General features: G+C 64.0%; 22 protein-coding genes. 8 read left to right on the top strand and 14 right to left on the bottom strand.

Going from position 1 to position 21,193, the window contains the following annotated elements; genetic code table 11:
- Positions 1-142 precede the first annotated feature (142 nt).
- From LC531_RS12225 to LC531_RS12180, 10 genes are all read right to left on the bottom strand, one after another.
- Complete coding sequence (locus LC531_RS12225; protein WP_223650566.1) at positions 143-1,045, bottom strand: F0F1 ATP synthase subunit gamma; 903 nt, start codon at positions 1,043-1,045, stop codon at positions 143-145.
- Between the two features lie 172 nt (positions 1,046-1,217).
- Positions 1,218-2,771 carry an alternate F1F0 ATPase, F1 subunit alpha gene (locus tag LC531_RS12220; RefSeq protein ID WP_223650565.1) on the bottom strand — a complete coding sequence of 518 codons (1,554 nt, stop codon included), beginning with the start codon at positions 2,769-2,771 and terminating at the stop codon, positions 1,218-1,220.
- The gene (locus LC531_RS12215; protein WP_223650564.1) at positions 2,758-3,636 is read right to left on the bottom strand and encodes a F0F1 ATP synthase subunit B family protein; all 879 of its coding nucleotides are present in this window, start codon (positions 3,634-3,636) and stop codon (positions 2,758-2,760) included. The genes LC531_RS12220 and LC531_RS12215 overlap by 14 nt, the downstream gene beginning before the upstream one ends.
- A gap of 11 nt (positions 3,637-3,647) precedes the next feature.
- On the bottom strand, positions 3,648-3,923 hold the full coding sequence (locus LC531_RS12210) for a F0F1 ATP synthase subunit C (protein WP_068332147.1): 276 nt from the start codon (positions 3,921-3,923) through the stop codon (positions 3,648-3,650).
- Positions 3,924-4,130: 207 nt separating this feature from the next.
- Positions 4,131-4,826, bottom strand: coding sequence for a F0F1 ATP synthase subunit A (locus LC531_RS12205; protein WP_223650563.1), 696 nt, complete (start codon positions 4,824-4,826; stop codon positions 4,131-4,133).
- Entirely contained in the window at positions 4,816-5,133 is a 318-nt protein-coding gene (locus LC531_RS12200) for an ATP synthase subunit I (RefSeq protein ID WP_223650562.1), read from the bottom strand. Before LC531_RS12200 ends, LC531_RS12205 begins: the two co-directional genes overlap by 11 nt.
- Positions 5,126-5,461, bottom strand: a complete 336-nt coding sequence (locus tag LC531_RS12195) for an AtpZ/AtpI family protein (RefSeq protein WP_223650561.1) — start codon at positions 5,459-5,461, stop codon at positions 5,126-5,128. The genes LC531_RS12200 and LC531_RS12195 overlap by 8 nt, the downstream gene beginning before the upstream one ends.
- 2 nt (positions 5,462-5,463) lie before the next feature.
- Positions 5,464-5,868 carry a F0F1 ATP synthase subunit epsilon gene (locus LC531_RS12190; RefSeq protein ID WP_223650560.1) on the bottom strand — a complete coding sequence of 135 codons (405 nt, stop codon included), beginning with the start codon at positions 5,866-5,868 and terminating at the stop codon, positions 5,464-5,466.
- 178 nt (positions 5,869-6,046) lie between these two features.
- A complete protein-coding gene (atpD, locus tag LC531_RS12185) occupies positions 6,047-7,627 on the bottom strand; it encodes a F0F1 ATP synthase subunit beta (RefSeq protein WP_269808159.1) in 1,581 nt (526 codons plus the stop codon).
- Between the two features lie 149 nt (positions 7,628-7,776).
- Positions 7,777-8,664, bottom strand: coding sequence for an MBL fold metallo-hydrolase (locus LC531_RS12180; protein WP_223650559.1), 888 nt, complete (start codon positions 8,662-8,664; stop codon positions 7,777-7,779).
- A gap of 486 nt (positions 8,665-9,150) precedes the next feature.
- Between LC531_RS12180 and LC531_RS12175 the strand changes: the two genes are divergently transcribed.
- The 5 genes from LC531_RS12175 (at position 9,151) to LC531_RS12155 (ending at position 13,717) form a co-directional block, all read left to right on the top strand.
- Positions 9,151-9,438, top strand: coding sequence for an amidohydrolase family protein (locus LC531_RS12175; RefSeq protein WP_332874878.1), 288 nt, complete (start codon positions 9,151-9,153; stop codon positions 9,436-9,438).
- 791 nt (positions 9,439-10,229) lie between these two features.
- Entirely contained in the window at positions 10,230-10,901 is a 672-nt protein-coding gene (locus LC531_RS12170; RefSeq protein WP_223650558.1) for an amidohydrolase family protein, read from the top strand.
- 193 nt (positions 10,902-11,094) lie between these two features.
- A complete protein-coding gene (locus LC531_RS12165; protein WP_223650557.1) occupies positions 11,095-12,033 on the top strand; it encodes an SDR family oxidoreductase in 939 nt (312 codons plus the stop codon).
- Positions 12,034-12,086: 53 nt separating this feature from the next.
- Positions 12,087-12,626, top strand: a complete 540-nt coding sequence (locus LC531_RS12160; protein ID WP_223650556.1) for an SRPBCC family protein — start codon at positions 12,087-12,089, stop codon at positions 12,624-12,626.
- Positions 12,627-12,823: 197 nt separating this feature from the next.
- Positions 12,824-13,717 carry an alpha/beta hydrolase gene (locus tag LC531_RS12155; RefSeq protein ID WP_223650555.1) on the top strand — a complete coding sequence of 298 codons (894 nt, stop codon included), beginning with the start codon at positions 12,824-12,826 and terminating at the stop codon, positions 13,715-13,717.
- 349 nt (positions 13,718-14,066) lie between these two features.
- Here the strand turns inward: LC531_RS12155 and tpiA are convergent, their stop codons facing one another.
- The 4 genes from tpiA to LC531_RS12135 form a co-directional block, all read right to left on the bottom strand.
- The gene (gene tpiA / locus LC531_RS12150) at positions 14,067-14,873 is read right to left on the bottom strand and encodes a triose-phosphate isomerase (RefSeq protein ID WP_223650554.1); all 807 of its coding nucleotides are present in this window, start codon (positions 14,871-14,873) and stop codon (positions 14,067-14,069) included.
- A gap of 83 nt (positions 14,874-14,956) precedes the next feature.
- Positions 14,957-16,192: a PAS domain-containing sensor histidine kinase gene (locus LC531_RS12145; protein WP_223650553.1), complete on the bottom strand. Its 1,236-nt coding sequence runs from the start codon at positions 16,190-16,192 to the stop codon at positions 14,957-14,959.
- A 251-nt stretch (positions 16,193-16,443) separates the two neighbouring features.
- Positions 16,444-16,893 carry a BLUF domain-containing protein gene (locus LC531_RS12140; RefSeq protein WP_223650552.1) on the bottom strand — a complete coding sequence of 150 codons (450 nt, stop codon included), beginning with the start codon at positions 16,891-16,893 and terminating at the stop codon, positions 16,444-16,446.
- A 246-nt stretch (positions 16,894-17,139) separates the two neighbouring features.
- The gene (locus LC531_RS12135) at positions 17,140-17,475 is read right to left on the bottom strand and encodes a thioredoxin domain-containing protein (protein ID WP_223650551.1); all 336 of its coding nucleotides are present in this window, start codon (positions 17,473-17,475) and stop codon (positions 17,140-17,142) included.
- Between the two features lie 359 nt (positions 17,476-17,834).
- On the opposite strand from LC531_RS12135, the gene LC531_RS12130 reads away from it, so the two are divergent.
- The 3 genes from LC531_RS12130 (at position 17,835) to LC531_RS12120 (ending at position 21,178) form a co-directional block, all read left to right on the top strand.
- Complete coding sequence (locus tag LC531_RS12130) at positions 17,835-19,445, top strand: sensor histidine kinase (protein WP_223650550.1); 1,611 nt, start codon at positions 17,835-17,837, stop codon at positions 19,443-19,445.
- Entirely contained in the window at positions 19,423-20,475 is a 1,053-nt protein-coding gene (locus LC531_RS12125) for a response regulator (protein ID WP_223650549.1), read from the top strand. Before LC531_RS12130 ends, LC531_RS12125 begins: the two co-directional genes overlap by 23 nt.
- A gap of 211 nt (positions 20,476-20,686) precedes the next feature.
- Positions 20,687-21,178, top strand: a complete 492-nt coding sequence (locus tag LC531_RS12120; RefSeq protein WP_223650548.1) for a nitroreductase family protein — start codon at positions 20,687-20,689, stop codon at positions 21,176-21,178.
- Positions 21,179-21,193: the final 15 nt, after the last annotated feature.

The following is a 21,193-nucleotide window of genomic DNA, read 5'->3' as shown; positions in this document are numbered from 1 at the left end:
GGTTTGCGACCGCCGCCGGAGAGCCACCACGAGAGCCGGCGGGTAGAGCGGGGCAAGATTACGCCCCGGCCGGCGCGGCTAGCCTGACGAAAATCAGCCTTGGGGGTGACAATTGGCAGCTAATCGCCCTCCGCCCGCCCTACTACCCCTCGCGGCCCTTGTCCTTTTTCAAAGCCTCAAACCCCGAAACCACATCAAAAAGCTCTTCGTCAATGGCGCTCTGCCGCTGGCGGTAATATTGGTGCGACATATCATCGAGCAGGGAGTTGATGTTTTTTTCGGCCCGCTGCATGGCTTGCAAGCGGCTGGCATTCTCGCTGGCCAACGATTCGGCGCAGGCCTTGAACAGGGATACAAACAGCAGCTCGTGCAGCAAGGCCGCCAGCGTGGGTGGGCGGCCGCCCGCCACCTGGGGCACTAGCTTGGTGGGCCAGGTGAGCTGCGCGATGTCGGCCCGCCACGTGGCATCCAGCGGCAGCAGGCGCTGCTGCACAGGCTGGTAGCCAGCGGCGCCAGTGGGCTGATTATGAAAGACGTAGAACTCCGTCAGCTCGCCTTTGGCCAGGTTTTGCTGGGCCTGAAGCAGGAGCTTGCCCACCAGCGGCGTAATGGTCTTAATCGAGCCTGGTACGGCAAATTTGAAGGTGATTACCAGGCCCTTGTCGGCTAGCAGCAGCTGCACTCGCTCGCCCACGCCCCATACTTCCTGCGGGCCGGGTAGGGCGCGCAGGGCCTGGCCCACGAAGTTGGCCAGCGCGCTGTTGAAGGAACCCACCAGGCCTTGGTCGGACCCAAAAACCAGGGCGCAAATGCGGGGCGGCGGCGCTTTTGGAGGGGCCGGCTTCGGGGCTTCCGGCTCGCGGGGCTCCGAGGCGAAGTAGGCCACCAGGCCCAATGCCACGGTCTGGTAATACTCCCCGAGGGAACTTACTGCCAATTCATACTGGCTGATGTTGGCCGCCGCCATCGCCTTCATGGCCCGCACCACGGATTTAATATCCTTGGCACCCGCCATTTTGCGGGTCAGTTGTTGCAGCGTTTCCATAGGTGGTTCAGCGCAATTGATTTTGCAAAAAGGCCGTCATGCTCATCTGGCGTCCGCTTGTCGAAGCATCTCTACCGCTTCACCCGCGCCGTTCAACGAAGCGGTAGAGATGCTTTGACAAGCGGACGCCAGATGAGCATGACGTTCTAATAGTTTGCCTAATTTCGGCAGACTACTTATCAGGCGTGGGAGCCGCCGGGGCCGGGGGTTGAAAAGGCGCCAGCACCGTTTTGGCGTGGGCCAGCAGGGCGTCATGGTCGGCCGGGAGCAGGGGCTTTTCGGAGGCCAGGCGCTTGAGAAGGTCGGGGGGGAGGGCCTGGCTGCTTTTGATGAGCTGGGCCTGAGCTTCGGGCATTTTCGCCAGGGGCACCTGGTCAAAATAGCCACTGGTGAGGGCCAGCAGCACCACCAGCTGCTCGGTTACCGCCAGCGGGTGCAGCTCCGACTGCTTGAGCCACTGCCGAATACGCTGGCCGTGCTCAATAACGGTTTGCGTGTGCGCATCGAGCCGGGTGCCGAAGCGGGCGTAGTTTTCCAGCTCCTCAAACTGCGCGTAGTCCAGCTTGAGCGAGCCAGTGGCGGCGCGGTAGGCGGGCAGCTGGGCCACGCCGCCCACCCGCGACACAGATTTGCCCACATCGACGGCCGGCAGAATGCCCGCCTCAAAGAGCTTGGGCGAGAGGTATATCTGCCCGTCGGTGATGGAGATGAGGTTGGTCGGAATGTAGGCCGAGATGTTCTGGGCTTCGGTTTCGATGACGGGTAGGGCCGTGAGCGAGCCGCCGCCCAGCGCCGGGCTCAGGTGCGTGGCCCGCTCCAGCAGGCGCGAATGAATGTAGAAAATATCGCCCGGAAACGCCTCCCGACCCGGCGGCCGCCGCAGCAGCAGCGACAGCTCGCGGTAGGCGCGGGCGTGGTGGGTGAGGTCATCATAAATGATGAGCACATCGCGGCCCTGCTCCATAAAGTGCTCGGCCACGCTGGTAGCCGCGTAGGGCGCGATGTATTCGAGGCCCGGCGCGTCGTTGCCTTCCGCCACCAGCACCACAGTGTAGGCCATTGCCTGGTGCTGCTTGAGGTTGGCAATCAGCTTCGCCACCGCCGAGGCCCGCTGCCCGATGGCACAGTACACGCACAACACGTTCTTGCCCTGCTGATTAAGAATGGCATCGAGGGCAATGGCGGTTTTGCCGGTCTGCCGGTCGCCCAGAATCAGCTCGCGCTGGCCCCGCCCGATGGGAATGAGGGCATCGAGCACCTTGAGGCCGGTTTGCAGCGGCGTGGCAACCGCGGCCCGGTCCATAATGGCCGCGGCCGGCCGCTCGATGGGCAGGCGCGTGGCGGTGCGGATGGGCGGCCGCTCATCCAGCGGCTCGCCCAGCGGGTTGATAACCCGGCCGAGCAGCGCATCGCCCACCGGCACGTCCATGACCCGGCCCGTGCGCTCCACCTCGTCGCCCACGCTCACCCGCGAATCCTCGCCCAGCAGGATAACCCCGATTTCGTCGGCATCCAGGTTGTAGGCAATGCCAAACAGGCCGCTGGGAAACGTCAGCAGTTCCTCAAAGCCCGCCCCCGGCAGCCCCGCCACCCGCACCACCCCCGCCGACACGCTGATAACCGTGCCCAGCTCGCGGGGCACCAGCGCGGGCACAAACGCCTCGCTGGCCCGCACCAGCTCGGCAAAAACGTCGCTTAAAGCCTCGGGTAGCTTACTTAACGACATGGGGCTTGGCTTTAGGGTGCGGGGCAGGGGTAGGGTCGGGAGTCGGCGCGGGGGCTGGGTCGGGAGCCGATTTGGCGGCTGGGTCGGGGGCCGGCGCGGGAGTTGGGTCGGGAGTTGCCTTGGGGGCTGGTGTGGCTTTTTCCAGCGCCACCAGGTAGTCGGCCACGTCCCAGGCCAACCTAAAACCGTTGGCGCTCAGGCTGATACCGCTGATTAGGGCCGGGTTGGCCGTAAACTCCAGGTCCGGGGCCGCCCCCAGCAGGGCCACCAGCGTTGTTTTAATGGTCGCCTGCTGTTTCGGGGTGAGGGCGGAGGCGCTCTGCACCTGCATCGGCTTTTTGTTGGCTTGGAACGCGGCGACCAGGGGCTTCTTATCATCGTCGCTCAGCTCATGCAGGCGCTGCACGAATACGTCCACGGCCTGGGCTTCCAGGCTCGCCGAGGCCAAGTCGGCCAGGGCTTTTTTGGCCACCGCAAAAACGGTTTGCCGGGTTTGGCGGGCCAGGTCGGCTTGCTGGGTAGCCTGGCTTTCCTGCAAGGCTTTTTGCTGCTTGGCGCGCTGGTCATCGGCCTCCTGCCGGCCGGCGGCCAGCAGCTTCTGGCGCTGGGCCTCGGCATCGTTCGTGGCGGTCGTCAGCAGGGCCTGCTTTTGCGCGTCGAAGGCTGCGGTTTTCTGCGTTAGCTCGTCGTGGGCGGTTTTGGCCTCGTCTTTCTGAGTTTTGGCAGCTTTGAGCTGCGCCGAAATCTTCTTCTCGCGCTGGTCCATCGCGGCCAGGATGGGGGCGTACAAAAAGCGCCGCATCAACCACACCAGCAGGGCGAAATTGAGGAGCTGCGCAATGACCGTGAACCAGTTAATTTTCATGACCGTCGCTGTTATTTATGGGCGGCGATGACGTGGTTCCAGAACGGGTTGGCGAAAATGAGAATCATCGACACCACGAAGCAGTAAATGGCGGTCGATTCAATCATGGCCAGGCCCACGAACAAGGTGCGCGTAATGGTGGAGGAGGCATCGGGCTGCTGGGCCAGCGCACTCATGGCCGCCGCCACGGCCTTGCCCTCGCTCAGGGCCGGCGTTATGATGCCAATGGAGGTAGTGAAGCCCGCCATGATGATGGAAATCATGGCAATAGTGGTGATGCTGTCCATGGAATTTTGGTGTGTAAGTGCTTGTGTGAAAATGCTTTAGTAGTCGCCCTTCGGGTTCACCTCACCCCCTAGCCCCCTCTCCTGCGGAGAGGGGGAACTAGCTCTAAAAAAGCTAGCCTAGAGCTAAAAACTAAAACTAGTCCCCCCTCTCCGCAGGAGAGGGGGCTAGGGGGTGAGGTGAACGCGCAGGGCGATTGGTACCGACTGCTACTCAGCCGTCGGCGCCGGCTGGTCGGCGGGAGTTTTAGTGACGGCCGCCGCGATATAAACCGTGGCCAGAATGGCGAAAATGTACGCCTGCACCATGCCCGTGAGCAGCCCCAGCAAACTCATGAGCACCGGGAAAAACAGGGGCGCGATGCTCAATAGAATGGCCACAATCAGGCCCCCGCTCATGATGTTGCCAAACAGCCGCACGGCCAGCGCCAGCGTGCGCGAAGCGTCGGTGATGAGGTTGAAGGGCAGCATGATAAAGGTGGGCTGCACGTAGGTTTTCAGGTAGTGGCGCAGGCCCATTTGCGAAATGCTGAACGCCGGCACGGCGATAAACACCGCCAGCGCCAGCGCCACCGTGGTCGAGAGCGAGCCGGTGGGGGCCTGGTAGTACGGCAGCACAATGCCGAAATTGGCCAGGGCGATAAACAGAAACAACGTGCCGATGAAGCCGATGTAGCGGGCCGGCTGCGGTAGGCCCACCTGCTCGATTTGGGTGTTGATGCCCGACACGATTATCTCGAGCGCGCACTGCCAGCGAGCCGGGTGGAGGCCGGTTTTCAGGTGGCGGGTGCCCCAGGCGGCGGCCCCCACCATCAGCAGCATCAGGCCCCAGGTGGTCACCAGCGTGAGGTTGATGGTCACAAAACCGCGCTGCCAGAAGACAACTTCATCCGAGCTAAGATGCATGGGGTAGGGGGCTAGGGATGGGAGGGGTAGGGGGCGTTGCCGGCCGGGTGCCAGCCGCCACCAAATAGCGCGCGGCCACGAAGCCGACCAGGCAGGCGAGCAGCGCCCGCCAGTCGCCCCCGCTCCCCACGAAGTAGAACCCCGCCCCCACGCTCCCCGCGCGCAGCCAAAAGCTGCCCAGCACCCACAGGGCCGGCACGCGGGAGGCCAGACTTAGCCGCACCGTTAGCCAGAGGCCGTAGAAAAACAGGGTGCCCAGGGCCAGGCCGGTGACCAGAGCCAGGGCCATTCGGAAGGGTTCAGTCATCGGTTTTGGGCGTTGATTTTGAGGGGGGAGTTTCTTTATCTTCCTGCTTCACCCAGAACCACGCCATGCCGCAGCCCAGCACCAGGCCCGCCAGCAGCAGCGTCAGGGTCCACGACAAAGGGGCGGGGGCGGGCGCGTGCTTATCGAGCCACACGCCCAGGGCCGCGCCGGCCAGCGTGGGCACCACCACTGTCCAGCCCACGGTGCCAAACAAACTCAGGCCCTGCCAGATAACGGGGCTATCGTCGGGCGCGGCCCGGCGCTTGCGGCGGGCCTTGTCGCCTACCAGGCGGCTGAAGGCAGCTTCGGGGGGGGTAGGGGGCTTCATGGCTAGGTGGATTTGTATTTTTCGAGCCGGGCAATGAAGCCGCTTTCCAGCTGCGCCATCACCCGGCGGTTGGTGCGCTCGGTGGCTTCCTGCGCCTTAAATTGCTTATCAACCGCCGCCTGGAGCTGCGCCAAATCGGAGCCGCCCAGCGCCTGCCGCACCGCCACCGACACCTGCGCCCCGGCCTTGGTCAGCACGCCCTCGTCCACGGCCACGTACTGCTCGGCGCTGCTTGCAGTCTGGTAGGTCAAAATGCCGGGCACCAGCGCCGCCACGCAGTCGAGGCGGTGGGGTAGCAGGCCATACGAGCCTTCGCTCGTCTCAAACACCACCCGGCGCACCTCCGCCACATCGAGAAAAACCTCGGACGGCAGCAGCACTTTCAGGTGCATCAGGTCATCGCTCATTGGGGAGAGTTGGTTAAAAATTGATAATCGTTGTCTTGTAAAAATCGTCCGTCATGCTCATCTGGCGTCCGCTTGTCGAAGCATCTCTACCGCTTCATCCGCGCCGTTCAACGAAGCGGTAGAGATGCTTCGACAAGCGGACGCCAGATGAGCATGACGTTCTTTTTTAGGCTGGTTGCTACGCGGCGGTCGCCGCCGGAGCCGGGGCGGGTGGGGCCGCTGTGGCCGGCTTTGGCGCGTCCGGCTTCGACGCGTCCGGTTTCGACGGGTCTGGCTTCGACGGGTCCGGTTTCGGCGCGTCCGGCCCCGGCTTTTTGGCCTGGTCGGCGGCTTTTTTTATCACTTCGTCAATAGTGCCTACCATATAAAAAGCACTCTCCGGCAGGTCCTTAAACTCGTCGGCCAGAATCCGCTCGCACCCGCTCAGGGCATCTTCCAGGCTCACATCAACGCCTTTGAGGCCGGTGAACTGCTCGGTGGTGAAAAAGGGCTGCGTCAGGAACCGCTCCAGGCGGCGGGCGCGGCCCACCAGGCTGCGGTCGGTGGGCGAAAGCTGGTCCATGCCCAGCATGGCGATGATGTCCTGCAAGTCTTCGTACTGCGAGAGCACCCGCCTTATTTCCTGCGCCAGCTTATAATGCCGGTCGCCAATAATGCCGGGGGTCGCCATTTTAGAATTTGACTTCAACAGGTCGACGGCCGGGTACATGCCCTCGCTTGCCCGCTCGCGCGACAGCGACAGGGAGGCCGACAGGTGCGAAAAGGCGTGCACAGCCGCCGGGTCGGTCAGGTCGTCGGCCGGCACGTACACGGCCTGAATGGCGGTAATGGCCCCGGCCGAGGTATTGGCAATGCGCTCTTCCAGCTTGGAGAGTTCCGTGCCCAGCGTGGGCTGGTAGCCCAGGCGCGAGGGCATCTGGCCCAGCAGCCCCGACACTTCCATGCCCGCCTGCATAAACCGGAACAGGTTGTCAACGAGCAGCAGCACGTCGCGGTGCTCATCGTCGCGGAAATACTCGGCCACGGTCAGGGCCGCGTGCCCCACCCGAAACCGGGCACCGGGCGGCTCGTTCATCTGCCCAAAAAACATGACCATATTTTTTAGCACGTCGGCCTCCTTCATCTGGTCGTACAGCTCGTAGCCCTCGCGGCACCGCTCGCCGATGCCGCAAAACAGACTGATGCCCTTGGTGTGGCCCACCATGTTGTGAATCAACTCGGTGAGCAGCACGGTTTTGCCCACGCCCGCGCCGCCAAACAAGCCGGCCTTGCCGCCCTGCTCCAGCGGCACCAGCACATCGATGGCCTTGATGCCGGTGAGGAAAATCTGGGAGGTAGTCAGCCGCTGGGCCAGCGGCGGGGGCACTTGGTGAATGTTGCGCCGGGGCAGCGGGGGCAGCGCCGGCCCGTGGTCGATGGTGTTGCCAAACACGTCGAACATCCGGCCGATGATTTCCTTGCCTACCGGCACCATAAGCTGCTGGCCCTCAGTCTCCAGCTGCATGCCCCTGGCCAGGCCCTGGGTGGGGTCCAGGGAAATGCCACGCACCGTGTGGTCGTCGAGCTGAGTGGCTACTTCCACGGTAATCAGGGGCGCGGCGGTGGTGCGCAGCACGTCGTAAATCGCCGGCAGCTCGTGCGCAAACCAGACATCGACCACGGTGCCCCGCACTGCCACCACGTGGCCCTGGTTGCGGGCGACGGGGGGGGTAGGGGCCGCTGCCGCGCCGGCGGCCGGCAAGTGGCTCGGTGAACTCATGGGGGTAGGCGAGTAGTTCGGCAATCAGCCGTAGCCCCAATCAGCGGGACGGCCCTGGCAAAGTTGGCCGTTTCCTAAAGCCCATCCGCTGACGATAATTTGCGGAAAACCTGACGTTTATCATGCCCGCCCCTAAATTCAGGCTGCCTTTACAGCGCAATAGTATCCGGGTCGATGGGTAGCCACCGGTAGCCGGTAGCAGTAGCCACAACGTGCCCGATGCCGGGAAACGGCGCGTGGGCCGCCGCCAACCAGTAGCCGGCCGCGCTGGCCTCGGCCAGGGCCAGCTGCCGCGAGCGGACGGCCTGGGCCGGGTCCACGTCGTAGGCCAGGGCGATGGTGGGGTCGGCGAGCTGCAGGGTTATGAGGTGGGCCAGGTCGGCGCAGAAAACCAGGCGCGGCCCGGCCCCGGCCAGGGCGTAGTAGGTATGGCCGGGCGTGTGGCCGGGCCGGGCAATGGTAGCTACCCCCGGCAGTACTTCGCCACCCGCCGCAAACGGCCGCAGCTGGCCGGCCGCCTGGTAGGGCAGCAGCTTGCGCCGGGCGTTGGCAAAGCTGCGCTGGCGGGCGGCGGGGGCCAGCGGCTGATTGGCCTCACGCAGCCAATAGGTCGCATCCAGCTCATTCACATATACTTGGGCGCGGGGAAAGGCCAGTGCCTCGCCGGCCAGCAGGCCCCCCGAGTGGTCGCCGTGGATGTGGGTGAGCAGCACCGCATCAATTTGGTCGGGCTGGTAGCTGGCCTGGGCGAGGCTGGCCAGCAGGTGGCCGGCCGGCGCGCCCATCAAGTCGCCGGCCCCGGTGTCGAGCAACAGGCACCGCTGGCCATCGTCAAGCAGGTAGGCGTTGATGGAAATGGTGACCGGGTTGCCCAGGCCCGCTTCCTCCAGCAGGGGGGCTACCTGCTGCACGGTGTGGTCGAGCAGCACCTGGTCCAGGTCGGCGGTGGTGGTGCCGTCAGAGAGGGCCAGTACCTGCCAGTCGTTCAGGGTAAAGCGTCGGTAAGCGGGCGCGGCCGTTGGAGGAAGTTGGGGCATGGCAGGTTCACAGCGTAGTCAGTGGGGCTGGCCGAAAGTCCTGGTACGTATTAGCGCCCCTCCTTAGCTGGGGCGTGGTTAGGGGGTAGGGGCCGGCCGGGGTGCGGTGGGCGTTTTCCGCTTCTGTTAAATGGGCAAAGGTTTGCACGTTAGGCTCGTAACTGAATTTGAATAGTCGTGCTGACCGGAGCACAGGCACGCTAAGCGTCTGAGTCGGTCAATACCGGTATTGCCTCACTTTGCCTGACCCCTTGCGCGGCAGGCAAGCGGTATTGCTTGTCCTGCGCTGCGGGCCAGCCCCTCACTCAGAGGTTGACGAAAATCACGCTACCGGCCCCATTTCGTCATGCCAAGGGCGCAGGGGGCCGGTAGTTTTGGACCATGCAACCCTCGCTCCCCACCTAGTGCATCGATGTCCACGCCCACTACATCACCCCCGCGTACCGCGAAGCGCTGCTGGCCGCCGGCCACGCCCAGCCCGACGGGATGCCCGCCATTCCGGCGTGGAACCCGGCCGCGGCCCTGGCCCTAATGGACCAGCTGGGCAGCGAGACGGCGATGCTGTCCAGCTCGTCGCCGGGGGTGCATTTCGGCGACGACCACGCCGCCCGCCCGCTGGCCCAGCGCGTGAACGAGCCGGGCCGCGAGCTGGTGCAGGCGCACCCCGGCCGCTTCGGGCTGTTGGCCTCGCTGCCCCTGCCCGACCTGGACGGGGCCCTGGCGGAGCTGCGCTACGCCTTCGACGTGCTGAAGGCCGACGGCGTGGTGCTGTAAACCAACTGCCACGGCCTCTGCCTGGGCGATGAGCGCCTGGAAACCCTGTTCAAGGCCCTGGGGCGGACCAGGCTAAAACCTTGTCGAAAGTCATGCCGGGGCCTGACGTTGCGCATGCCGTTTGCTGCCTACCACTCGGTTCTTTGCTAGTGATTTTGGCCCTCGCGCCACGCACTGCCAACGACCTCCCGGGGGGCCTAATTTAAGTTAGAATATTGGCCCATAATCCGCAAGCCAAGCCGGGAAAGTTGAACCAAACAGCCCCAAACTGCTCGCCAGCGCCGCCTAGAGTTTTGAATTTTTCTCATCCCGTTCACCCCTAATCCCTTTTCTCATGAGCCACGCAAAAGCCCCCGCCCACTCGCCGATACCGCCCAACGGCGCGAAATACCGGGCCATCGTCGACACCCACCGGCACCCCATCGGCCCCAAGCTCGCCGCCAAGATGGCGGCGAGCGGCTTCTACGACCCGAAACAACCCTTTCCGCAGACCAATGCCCTGGACTTAATCGGCTACCGGGAGTTTTACGACCTGGCCTACGCCATGACCAAGCAGCGGGCGGAGGGCGTCACCCTCAGCGTGGCCAGCAACGGCGGCGAAGTGGCCTGGATTGCGCAGGATTTGCTGAAAGTCAGCACGAACGAGGCGCTCAAGTTCCTGAACGACGAATACCTGGAAATCCGGGACGCTTACCCCGGCGAGTTCGCGCTGATGGCCAACGCCCACGCGCTCGAAGAGGGTTGCCGGCCCGTCGTAGAGGACATGATTCGCCAGGGCGGGGCCAAGGCCATTGCCGTGGCCTCCAGGCGACGGCGCGCAGCGCGCGTTCCTCGACAGCCCCAAGGCGGAATGGCTGTGGGAGTTCGCGGCCGCGAACGACCTGGTGGTCCACATCCACCCCCCCATGCTGTCGCTCGGGCACGAGGCCCTCATGCAGTACCGCCTCAACGAGGCGGTGGGCCGGCCCTTCGACTCGACCGTCAACGCGGCCCGCATGATTGGCTCCGGCGTCTTCGACCGCCACCCCAAGCTGCAGGTGCTGGTCGTGCACATGGGCGGTGAGCTGACGTCCGTGCTGGGCCGCCTCGACTTCACCTGGCACCTCAACTACAACGGGGTCCAAAACCCGCCGGCCGGCAAGCCCTACACCAACAAGCGGCCGCCGTCCGACTACCTCAAGACCAACATCCTGGTGGATTGCATGGGCTTCAGCGCCATTGGCGTACGCGCCGCGGTGGAAATGTGCGGCGTGGACCGCGTGGTATTCGGCTCCGATTACGGAGCGGTGCCCTACGGCATCAAGGAGCACGTCCAGGTGGTGGAAGACGTGCTGCCTAAGCCAGCCGACCGCGACCTCGTGTTCTGGCAGACCAGCAACCGCGTGTTCCGCCTGGGCCTGGAAGCGGCCCCGGCCGCGAAGGGGCCGGGCGTGAAAAAAGCAGCCCTCGCCCCGGTGGCCTAGGCGGCCCGCTTGGCAGACGAGAGGCCGGCACCGCCCTTGCCGGGCGGTGCCGGCCTCTCGTTCATTTTTCCTAGTAAATACCTCTTTTCCCTTTCGGAAAATAAGGGTAGTTAAGTAGCAAGTGAACAACGGCTTGAAAACCGCTCTAAAGGTATTCTGGCTTTAAAAAACCCGCTTTCAGCTTCTTTTGCTCATGAACTATCCTCCTGCTTCAACCTCCGATTCGGCCCCCGACGCTACGCCCGCCATTCTCATCACCGGGGCCACGGGCAGCATCGGCACCGAGCTGACCAAGCTGCTGGCCGCCCAGGGCGTGCCGTTTCGCGCGATGGTCCGCCACCGGCACGAGCCGGCGACCCAGGCCCTGGCCGCGCTGCCAGGGGCCACGCTGGCCGTCGGCGACTTCGACCAGCCCGAAACTGTGATGGCCGCCCTGGCGGGCATGGAGCGGGCGTTTCTGCTCACCAACTCTTCCGAACAGGCCGAGGCGCAGCAGCTGCGCTTCGTGCAGCTGGCGCAGCAGGCCGGGGTGCGGCACCTCGTCAAGCAGTCGCAGTGGGCGGCCACGCCGGGTTCGCCGGTGCGCTTCCTGCGCTACCACGCCGCGGTGGAGGCCGCCATCCGGGCCACCGGCCTGGCCTACACGTTTCTGCGGCCCAACCTGTTCATGCAGGGCCTGCTGAGCTTTCGGGATGCTATCGCGCAGCAAGGCAAGTTCTTTGCCCCCATCGGCGACGCAAAAATCAGCGTCGTGGATGTGCGCGACATTGCCGCCGCGGCCGCGGCCGCGCTCACCCAGCCCGGCCACGCGCGCAAAACCTACGACCTGACCGGCCCTGCCGCCCTGACCCACGCCGAGATGGCCGCGCAGCTCAGCACCGCCCTGGGCCACCCCGTCGCGTTCATCGACGTGTCGCCGGACGAGATGTGCGCGGCGCTGCGGGGTATGCACCTGCCCGCCTGGCAGGCCGAGGGGCTCATCGAGGACTACGCCCACTACCACCGCGGCGAGGCCGCCACCGTGGCCACCGGCGTGCAGGAGGCCACCGGCTGGGCACCCCGGAATTTCGCCGATTTCGCCCGCGACTACGCCCCGGCGTTTGCCGGCGACCCCGTGCCGGTGGCCCGCTAAGTTTTTAGAGCTCCCCGCGGTCGCTTCCCTCACCCCAGCTTTTCCTTTCCGCCATGCAAAAGAATCCGAAACAGCTCGCGTGTGTTTCCCTGGCCCTCGGGGCCGTAGCCGCCGCCGTAGTTATTGCCGAAAAAACTAGTGTGTACCCAGCGGCGGCGCGGCCCAACCCCGCTGCCCCCGCCCAGACCGACCAAACCATCCGCATCAGCGCCCCGCCCGAGAAGGTCTGGCAGGTGCTCAGCCGGGTAAACCAGTGGGCCGCCTGGCAGCCCGACATCAGCCGCCCGCACCTGAACGGCCCGTTGCAGCCGGGCACGAGCTTCGACTGGAAAACCAGCGGGCTGCTCATCCATTCGACCCTGCACACCGTCGAGCCCAACGCCGCTCTGGGCTGGTCGGGCCGGGCGTTCGGGTCGTTTGCCGTGCACAACTGGACCCTCACCGCCCAGCCGGATGGCAGCACCGCGGTGCGGGTAAAAGAAAGCATGGAAGGCTGGCTGGTGAGCCTGCTCCAGCCCGTGTTTCAAAAAGGGCTGGATTCCTCCATCAAGCGCTGGTTGGCGCGCCTGAAGCAGCAGGCCGAACAGGCGTAGCCCTGGCTTCAGTTAAAAGCCTGATGCAGAAGTTAAGCGAAGCGCTTTCAAACGCAGCCGCTACGCTCCAAAACACTGCATTCAGGGCTAGCAGGGCACATTCGCTCAGTGATACGACCGCTGGTTTGTGCTTTTACGGTGCTGTAGCCCCAGCAACCAAAATGGGTAGTTATCGGCTCGCAGGGTTTCTCTTGGTTGTGCAACAACCCTTTATTTCAGGTAGCTCCCGTCTCAAGATGAAAAAACTACCGGTTGTGCTCGTTGTCTTATTTGCCATACTAGGCGGAACGTACCTTGGTTTTCAGCGCTACACTGAAAAGGTGATGGACCGCATCACGCTCCAGGTAACTCCGGCGCCTACCCGCCCTTCCGCCATCGGATTGAAGTACCGCGAACTGACCCTTACCCAGCGCGGCAGAACTGTTAAAGCCTGGATAGTAACAGCGCCCGGCAAGTCCCGTGCGCACCCCGTCGTGGTGCTATTTAACGGGCGGGGGGACAACCGGTCCGAATGGCTTTGTTTTCAGCAGTACCTGGCCAGCAACGGCATTGCGTCGGTTTCCTTCGACTACGGCCCGCTGGCCGATACCCTGTGCCCGCAAGGAAGCTCCCACCTGGCCCAGGTGGGCGGCGACGTAAAAACCATCCTGGATACCCTGCAACTGCTGCACCCAAAGACGGAAAACGTATTTCTGCTGGCGCACTCCGTCGGAAACGCCGTGATGCTCCAACTCTACCCCGCGATTGATTCACCCCTTATCAAAGGGGTAATTATTTGCAATGCCTTCGCTTCGATGAAACAATGGAGCGAGCAGCGCGGCCAATTGTCGCCCTTGGTGGCGGCCCTTTTCCCTGTGTATTACGATAATACAGTTGGCGTGCAACGGGTCACGCAACCCATTCTACTGCTGCATAGCCGAAACGACCGCGTGAATCTGTTTAGCGACGCGCAGGCGCTTTACGCAGCCATTAAATCGCCTAAAATATTCATCACGTTCGACCACTACGGCCACAACGACCTGTACAAACCACATATGCTACCCTACTGGGGGCCCATTGTGCACTTTATCAACGCGCATTCCGCCAAGTAGGGCGTTTGGGGCGGAGGCTAGGCGCACAGAAGTAAGACGTGTATTTTACGAGTCATACCTGCAAAGAATAGCATTCTCATGCCGGATAAACGGCGCAAGCTCGCCGCACGCCCACAGCAACGGCCACGGCTTTTTGCAGCTTCCCACGGCCAGGAGCCGGGGGCCACATCAACCTAAAAGGCAAATTTAATTTCGCCGACGAGGCACTGGGCGCGGCCCTACGTTTTGGGTTGTGCGCGTTGCTCACGCTGAAGCAGGAAATACGCTCTGCCCAGCAGCCCATGTAACATGTGGACTAGGCTTCTAACCAAGGCTACATCCCGGCTACCCTCGTTTGTGCTGCCCGGTTTTAGGCAACTGGTGCAGCCACCACGGCCGGCCCGGCCACGGCCCGCTGCGCGGCCCGCACCAAGGCAATAAACTCGCGGGCGTGCAGCGAGGCCCCGCCCACCAAAGCCCCGTCGATATCAGGCTCGCATAGGAAGGGGTCAACATCGGACGGCGTAATGCTGCCGCCGTATAGGATGAGCGTGGCCGCGGCTACCGCGGCCCCGTAGCGCTGGGCAATGTGCTGGCGCAGGGCGGCGTGCACCTGCTGGGCCTGCGCCGCCGTGGCCGGCTTCCCCGAGCCGATGGCCCACAGCGGCTCGTAGGCCACCACGACGTTCCCGAACGCTTCGGCCGACAAATGGAAAAGGCTCTCGCTGAGCTGGGTTTTCACAAAGCCGAGGTAGTCGCCGTGGGCGCGCACCGCCGCCGACTCGCCGCAGCAAAAAATAGGTAGTAGCTTGTTGGTGAGGGCGAGACGTACTTTTTCGGCCACCAGCGCATTGGTTTCGCCGAAGTAATGGCGCCGCTCGCTGTGCCCCAGTACCACGTAGGTTACCCCCACGGAGTGCAGCATGGCCGCCGAAATCTCGCCCGTGTAGGCCCCCGCGGCCTGCTGCGCGCAGTTTTGCGCGCCTAGCAAAACCGCGCTGCCGGGCCGCAGCAGGGGTAGGGCCGGCACCAGGTACAGCGCCGGCGGGCACACTACCACCGCCACGCCGGGTGCCGCGTCGGCGGGCAGACCTTCTGCAATGGCCGTGAGCAGGGCGGTGGCCTCGGGCAGCGTCTTGTTCATCTTCCAGTTGCCGGCAATCATTTTCCTGCGCATAACGGGTTGGTTTTAAGGGGGAAAGCTTGGGTTGGATGCGGTGGGCAGGCGGGTTGGGTGAACGCGGAGGGCGACACCCAGCCCTACCCCACCACCTCCACCGCGCCCACCAAAGCCGGCGTGTCCACGGTTTCGGCCCGCGGAATCTCGATGGTGAACGTGCTGCCCTGGCCCGGTTGGCTGGCCACGGAAATGTGGCCGTGGTGCCACTCCACGATGGTTTTGCACAGGGCCAGGCCCAGCCCGGTGGTGGCTTCGCCGCGCAGGCCCGGCCGGCGGGCCTTGGTAAAGCGCTCAAACAAATAGGGCTGCATGGCCAGCGGAATGCCGATGCCATCGTCTACCACGCGAATGCGGACTATGCCGGGGCCCGGCTCGATGTGCACGGCCACGAGGCCGGCATCGGGGGTGAATTTGAAGGCGTTGCCGACCAGGTTGATGAGCACCTGCGTGAATTTATTGACGTCGATGTTGGCGTATATCGGCGTGGCGGGCAGCGTGTAGGTGAAGGCGTGGCCGAGCACCCGCTGGCCGGTCTGCAGCTGGTCGAGGGGCACGCGCAGCACGGCCCCCACGTCCACGCGGTCCACTTTCAGGTCGGTGTTGGCCGAGGTCAGGAACTCTATATTAATAAGGTCCCGAATCATTTTTACGCTGTCGCGGCTGGTGGTTTCCAGCACGCCCAGCATCTCGGGCACCCGGCTATGGAGCGGCGCGGTCACTTCCTCCCGCAGAAATTCGGCAATCTGCTGCACCAAAATAAAGGCACCGCTCAGGTCGTGCGATAGAATTTCGAGGGTAGCGTTTTTGCGGCTGTTGAACAGGTCGGCGTTTTCCTGGTAGCGCTTCAGCACGCTGGTATCGCGCAGGGTGCCCCCGAGCAGCACCCGGCCCTGCGCATCGGGCTGGTAGGAGGGGGTAAGGCAAAACCACTGGTGCGGCTGGCCCGCGTGCAGCAGGCGCACTTCCACTTCGTTGGCGGGCGCGCCCTGCTGCCACCGCGCCCAGTAGTGCGCCAGGTAAGCCCGGTCGTCGGGGTGCAAGCGCTGGAGCAAGTCGGGCAGCTCGGCATTCACCAGCCCGCAAGTACCCCCGAAAACCTGCTCATACGCGGCGTTGACGAAGATAAGGCGGCCCGCCGCCAGGTCGTACACGAACTGAACGTGGGCGCTGGCTTCCGCCTGGTCCTGAAAGAAATTGGCGAAGTCGGGCATCGGTAGTAATTCGCTAAAAAGCAGCTGGGGAGGGTGCGCACGGGCGGCCCTGGCACTAGCGATGCCGGGGCCGTGCTGCTTCCAAAAGGGGGGGTAGGGACCCATGAGAAACCCGCCCTGCCCGCCTAGCGGGCGCGGTGCGAGCAGCACACCACAAGATTACGCCGGCCCTAAAGCGGCTCCCATGACGGAAATCAGGCCCCAGGGTGACAAACCGCAGCTTCTATTCGTATTCATCACGAAGTAGAGTGCGGGGCTTGTCCCCGCCCGGATGTTCGCGTCAAGCCACCGATTCCGTTCAACGACGGGCGGGGGCAAGCCCCGCACCCTACGCGACGGGTCTAACAGCCAAACGATTACGGATAGTTAAGCGACTCCGGCTCGTGGTCGCCCACAAAATCGAGCAGCAGCTTCAGCAGCTCGGGGCGCACGCGGGGCTGGGGGGCAAACAGCACCAGCGAGTGGGGCGTGCCGGCGGCCAGCAGTGCGTACAGCTCCTGGGCGTTGGCCACGCGGAAGCCCATGTTCCAGTCGGCAAAGCTGCGCTCGGCGCAGGCCCCGGCGCCCACCAGGCGGCAATTGTAGTGGCGCGGGTCGGGCACGATGTGGTCGTAGTAGAGCGTGCGCACCGTGGCTTCCTCGCCCTCCAGAAGCTGAAAAAACCGGTCGTCGGGCGCGTGCAGCAGCAGGCCCGAGAGGTGGTTTTCGCGGTTGAAGGCGCGGGCCTGCAGCAGCAGGGCCGTCAGGGCCGGCGTGTCAAAAGGCTGCTGGCCCTGGCTGTGGTAAATGAGGTGGAACAGGCCCATAGTGGCAATAAGTGAATAAAAACCCACTGGTGGAGGATAGCCTGCCTGGCCGGCGTAGCACCTACTATTGGTGAAGCTACGCACGGCGTTCGATAAGGGACCCGGTTTACTTAGGCTACGACGACTTCTAAGGAAATTTACTGCTTAGAGGTGAATTAAAGATGATAAATCACAAATTAAAAATGTGACCACCAAATTTTTAATTCACTTCTAAAGTCGAGCTAGCGCGCCGACCCGGCGGGTTGCCTACCCGGCAGGGGGTAGGGCGAGCTGGGCCAGCAGTTGGGCCACGATAAACTCGCCTTCGGGCAGGCCCTGCTGCCGCCATAGCTCCACGCCCCGCCGCACCAGCACGAAGGCCGGCAAGTTGGTTGCTTGGAAGCTCTGCACCACCGCCGGATGGCTGGCATCATCCACCGACAGCACCCGGATAGCGCTGCCCAGCCGCTGCTGCAAGGCCTGGAGGGCCGCTAGGGTAGCCGCCCGCACCGGCGGGGCCGTGCCCTCCGTCGGCAGCAGCACTAGCAGCACTGCCGCATCGGCGGCCAGGGCAGCAGTTGGAGTGGGGGTAGGGATGGGCATGGCGAAGAGGGTAGCGGCAGAATACGTAGATAACGGCAAAACTAGTGCCGCACTACGCCCAACAACATGATTTTGGTTGCTTAAATGACTGAAATTTAGCATATTGATTTGAGTCAAGGTTAACAGCAGTCGCATCCAATCCACCAAAGGTGAGCAGTTTAGCCAGCTGGCCCCGCCATGCGAAAGCAGCTTCCCATTCCGGCTGGTAGGGTCGCAAAGCTATGGGGCCATGCGGGCGGGCGGCATGACGGCTACCCGGTAAATACCTGACGTTCGTCATGGGTAGCCGCCGGCCTACCGCCGACCTTTGACGGGCATGAAGTGCCGCCTTGCGCCTTCTGCTTATCCTGCGCCCGCCCATGCTTTCCGCTGCCTATACCACCATTCTCTCCAATCTGCTCTACACCCACTCCCGCGAGTTTGTGGGTATTTATGATGTGGAGGTGGGCTGGTTCACGCAGGTAAACCCCATGGCCGTGCAGCTGCTGGGCTACGCCTCGGAAGAAGCCTTCCTCACTGACCCCGACCACTCGCTACGCTTGCCGCCCTGGACGGTGGCCGAGTGGCACGACCTCTGCGAGCTTACCAAGCGCGAAGGCCACCACGAGCAGGAAACCACCATTCGGCGCCACACCGGCGAGCCGTTTCTGGCCTATATGCGGCTCACGTATTTTGAGGCCGCGGGCCGGGCCTCGCTCCTCGTGTGCCTCACCGAGCAAAGCCCGCTGCAACGGGCCGAGCGCGACCTGGCCCACAGCGTGCGCCGCTTCGAGGCCGTGTTTGCCAATGCCACCATCGGCATCATCGTTTGTGATAAAGCCGGTACTATGGTGTCGGCCAATGAGTTGGCCGGGGAGCTGTTTGGCTACTCGCTGGCTGCGCTGCTGGGCCAGCGCATCGAAGTGCTGGTGCCCGGTGCCGCCGGCCGCCACCACGAGCAGCTGCGCGAAACGTTCAACCAAAACCCGCAGGTGCGTAGCATGGGTTTGCACCGCGTGCTGCAAGGGCAGCGCCAGGATGGCTCGGTGTTCCCGGTAGAAGTGAGCCTGAGCTACTTCTACCTCGATGAGGAGCTGTACGTGGTGGCTTACATCCTCGACATCAGCCTCAAGCAGGCCGCCGAGCAGGAGCTGGTTGCCCAGCATCAGCACGTGGCTCGCCTCAACGCCGAGCTGGAGCAAAAGGTGGCCGACCGCACCCAGGCCCTGCTCAGCACCCTGGCCGAGCTGGAAGAGCGCGGCCGGGAGCTGGCCCTGGCCCTGGCCGCCGAGCAGGAGCTGGGCGAGCTGAAGTCGCGCTTCGTGAGCATGGCCTCGCACGAGTTTCGCACCCCGCTCACGGCCGTGCTCACCTCGGCCACGCTCATCGGCAAGTACCCCGGCACCGACCAGCAGGCCCAGCGCCTGCGCCACCTGGCGCGCATCGAAGCCTCCGTTAACCACCTCAACGCCATTCTGGAAGAGTTTCTTTCGGTGGGCCGCATCGAGGAAGGCACGATGGAAGCGCACCCCACTACCCTCAACCTGACCACGCTGCTCACCGAAACGCTGGCCGACGTGGAAAGCCTGCGCAAGCCCGGCCAAATCTTCGTGCGCCTGGTCGAGTGCCCCGACCCGTTTCGCCTCGATTCGTCGCTGCTACGCAAAATCCTGGTCAACCTGCTTTCCAACGCCCTCAAGTATTCGGGCGACAACGCGGTGGTGACGGTGCGGGCCAGCTGCCACGCCAACCAATTGGTGCTGAGCGTGGAAGACCAGGGGGTAGGGATTTCGGAGGCCGACCAGGCGCACCTGTTCGAGCGGTTTTTCCGGGCCCGCAACGTCAGCACCGTGCCCGGCACCGGGCTGGGCCTCTACATCATTGCCAAGTACCTGGAAATGATGCGGGGCACCATTGCCCTGCGCAGCAAGCTGGGCCAGGGCACCACCGTCACCGTCACCATTCCCTATGAAAACGATTCTGCTGATTGAGGACGATACGTTCATCCGGGAAAACACGGCCGAGCTGCTCACGCTCACCGGCTACACCGTGCACACCGCCGAAAACGGCAAAATTGGCGTGGAACAGGCCCTGGCCGCCCGGCCCGATTTGGTCATCTGCGACATTATGATGCCGGTGCTCGACGGCTTCGGCGTGCTGCACATCTTCAACCAGAACCCGCAGCTGGCGGGCGTGCCGTTCATCTTCCTCACCGCCAAAACCGAGCGCGCCGACCAGCGCCGCGGCATGGAGCTGGGCGCCGACGACTACCTCACCAAGCCCTTCAGCGAGAATGAGCTGCTGAGCGCCGTGAGCGGCCGCCTCGACCGCTTCCAGCACCTCAAGCCCGACTACGACCTGCAAGCCGGTGGCCTGAGTGAGTTTCTGGACGACGCCCAGGCCGTGGGCAACCTGGCCGGCCTCTCGGCCGACCGCCGCGCCCACCCCCTGCGCCGCAAGCAGGACGTGTACCTGGAAGGCGACGAGCCCACGCGGGTGTATTTCGTGCAGTCCGGCCGCGTCAAAACCGTGAAAACCACTGAGGGGGGTAAGGAGCTGATTACCGGTTTCTACGGCCCCGGCGAGTTCTTCGGCTACCTGGCGCTGCTGGGCCAAACGCCACACACCGACTCGGCCGTGGCCGTTGATGACTCGGAGCTGGTCTACATTCCGCAGGATGATTTTTCGCAGCTCGTGCTGCGTAATCCGGCGGTCAGCCAGCAGTTTATTCACCTGCTGGCGGGCCGCGTGGGCGAGCGCGAGCAGCAGCTGCTGGCAATGGCCTACAGCTCCATCCGCCGCCGCGTGGCCGACACGCTGCTGCGCCTCTACGAGCCCACGGCCGCCGACCCCGAGGCCACCATTCAGCTCACCCGCGAGGACATGGCAGCGATGGTGGGCACCGCCCCCGAGTCGCTGATTCGCACGCTCAGCGAGTTTAACCACAGCGGGTTGATTGAACTGACGCCCAAGAATATCCGGGTGCTGGAGCCCGAAAAGCTGCGCCGCGCGCACTGGTAGGGGCGGTACTTACCTGCACCGACAAAATCTGCGCTTCAGCAGCGCCGGCTGCTTAGCCCCGACTGCGGCAACTACAGAGGCCACATGTCAAAATGCCCCGGAAAGGATGACCTGACTCATGCCCCCGCCGCCGTCCGCCCGGCACCTTTGACGACGCCTGGGTCCGCACGCGGCCCGTGTCAGCTCAGGTGCTCACTTTACGCGCCGCAGGATGAATCGGAGACAATTTTGGCTGGCCGCCGGGGGCGTGCTGCTCACTGCCGGCGGCCTCGCCTACCTGGCCACGAAGCCATCTGAACCCACTGCACACCCGGCCCTACCCGCCGGCCCGGTGCCGCTGCTGCCCGCCGAGCACGAAATGCTGCGCCTGGCCGCGCTGGCCCCCAGCGGCCATAATGCCCAACCCTGGCGAGTGACGCGCCACGCGCCCTTCCAGTGGACCATCGGCAACGACCGCACCCGCTGGCTGCCGGCCGTGGACCCTACCCAGCGCGAAACCATGCTGTCGATTGGAGCTTTCCTGCAAAACCTGGAATCTGCCGCCAATCATCTCGGCTACGCCTGCCGCTGGCAGCTGCTAAACGATAATAATCAGTCGGCCAGCGTAATAGATGTGACGCTGACCAAAACCGCGGGCCTCCCCACCGTGGACATCACGAGCCTCCTGCGCCGCCGCACGGTGCGCACGGGCTACCGCAACTAGCCGCTGGCCCCGGCC

The sequence above is a fragment of the Hymenobacter psoromatis genome, from assembly GCF_020012125.1.
In the GTDB taxonomy this organism is placed as follows: Bacteria; Bacteroidota; Bacteroidia; order Cytophagales; family Hymenobacteraceae; genus Hymenobacter; species Hymenobacter psoromatis.
The sequence above is the reverse complement of the archived record's forward strand: the minus strand, read 5'-3'. Positions and strand labels throughout refer to the sequence as shown.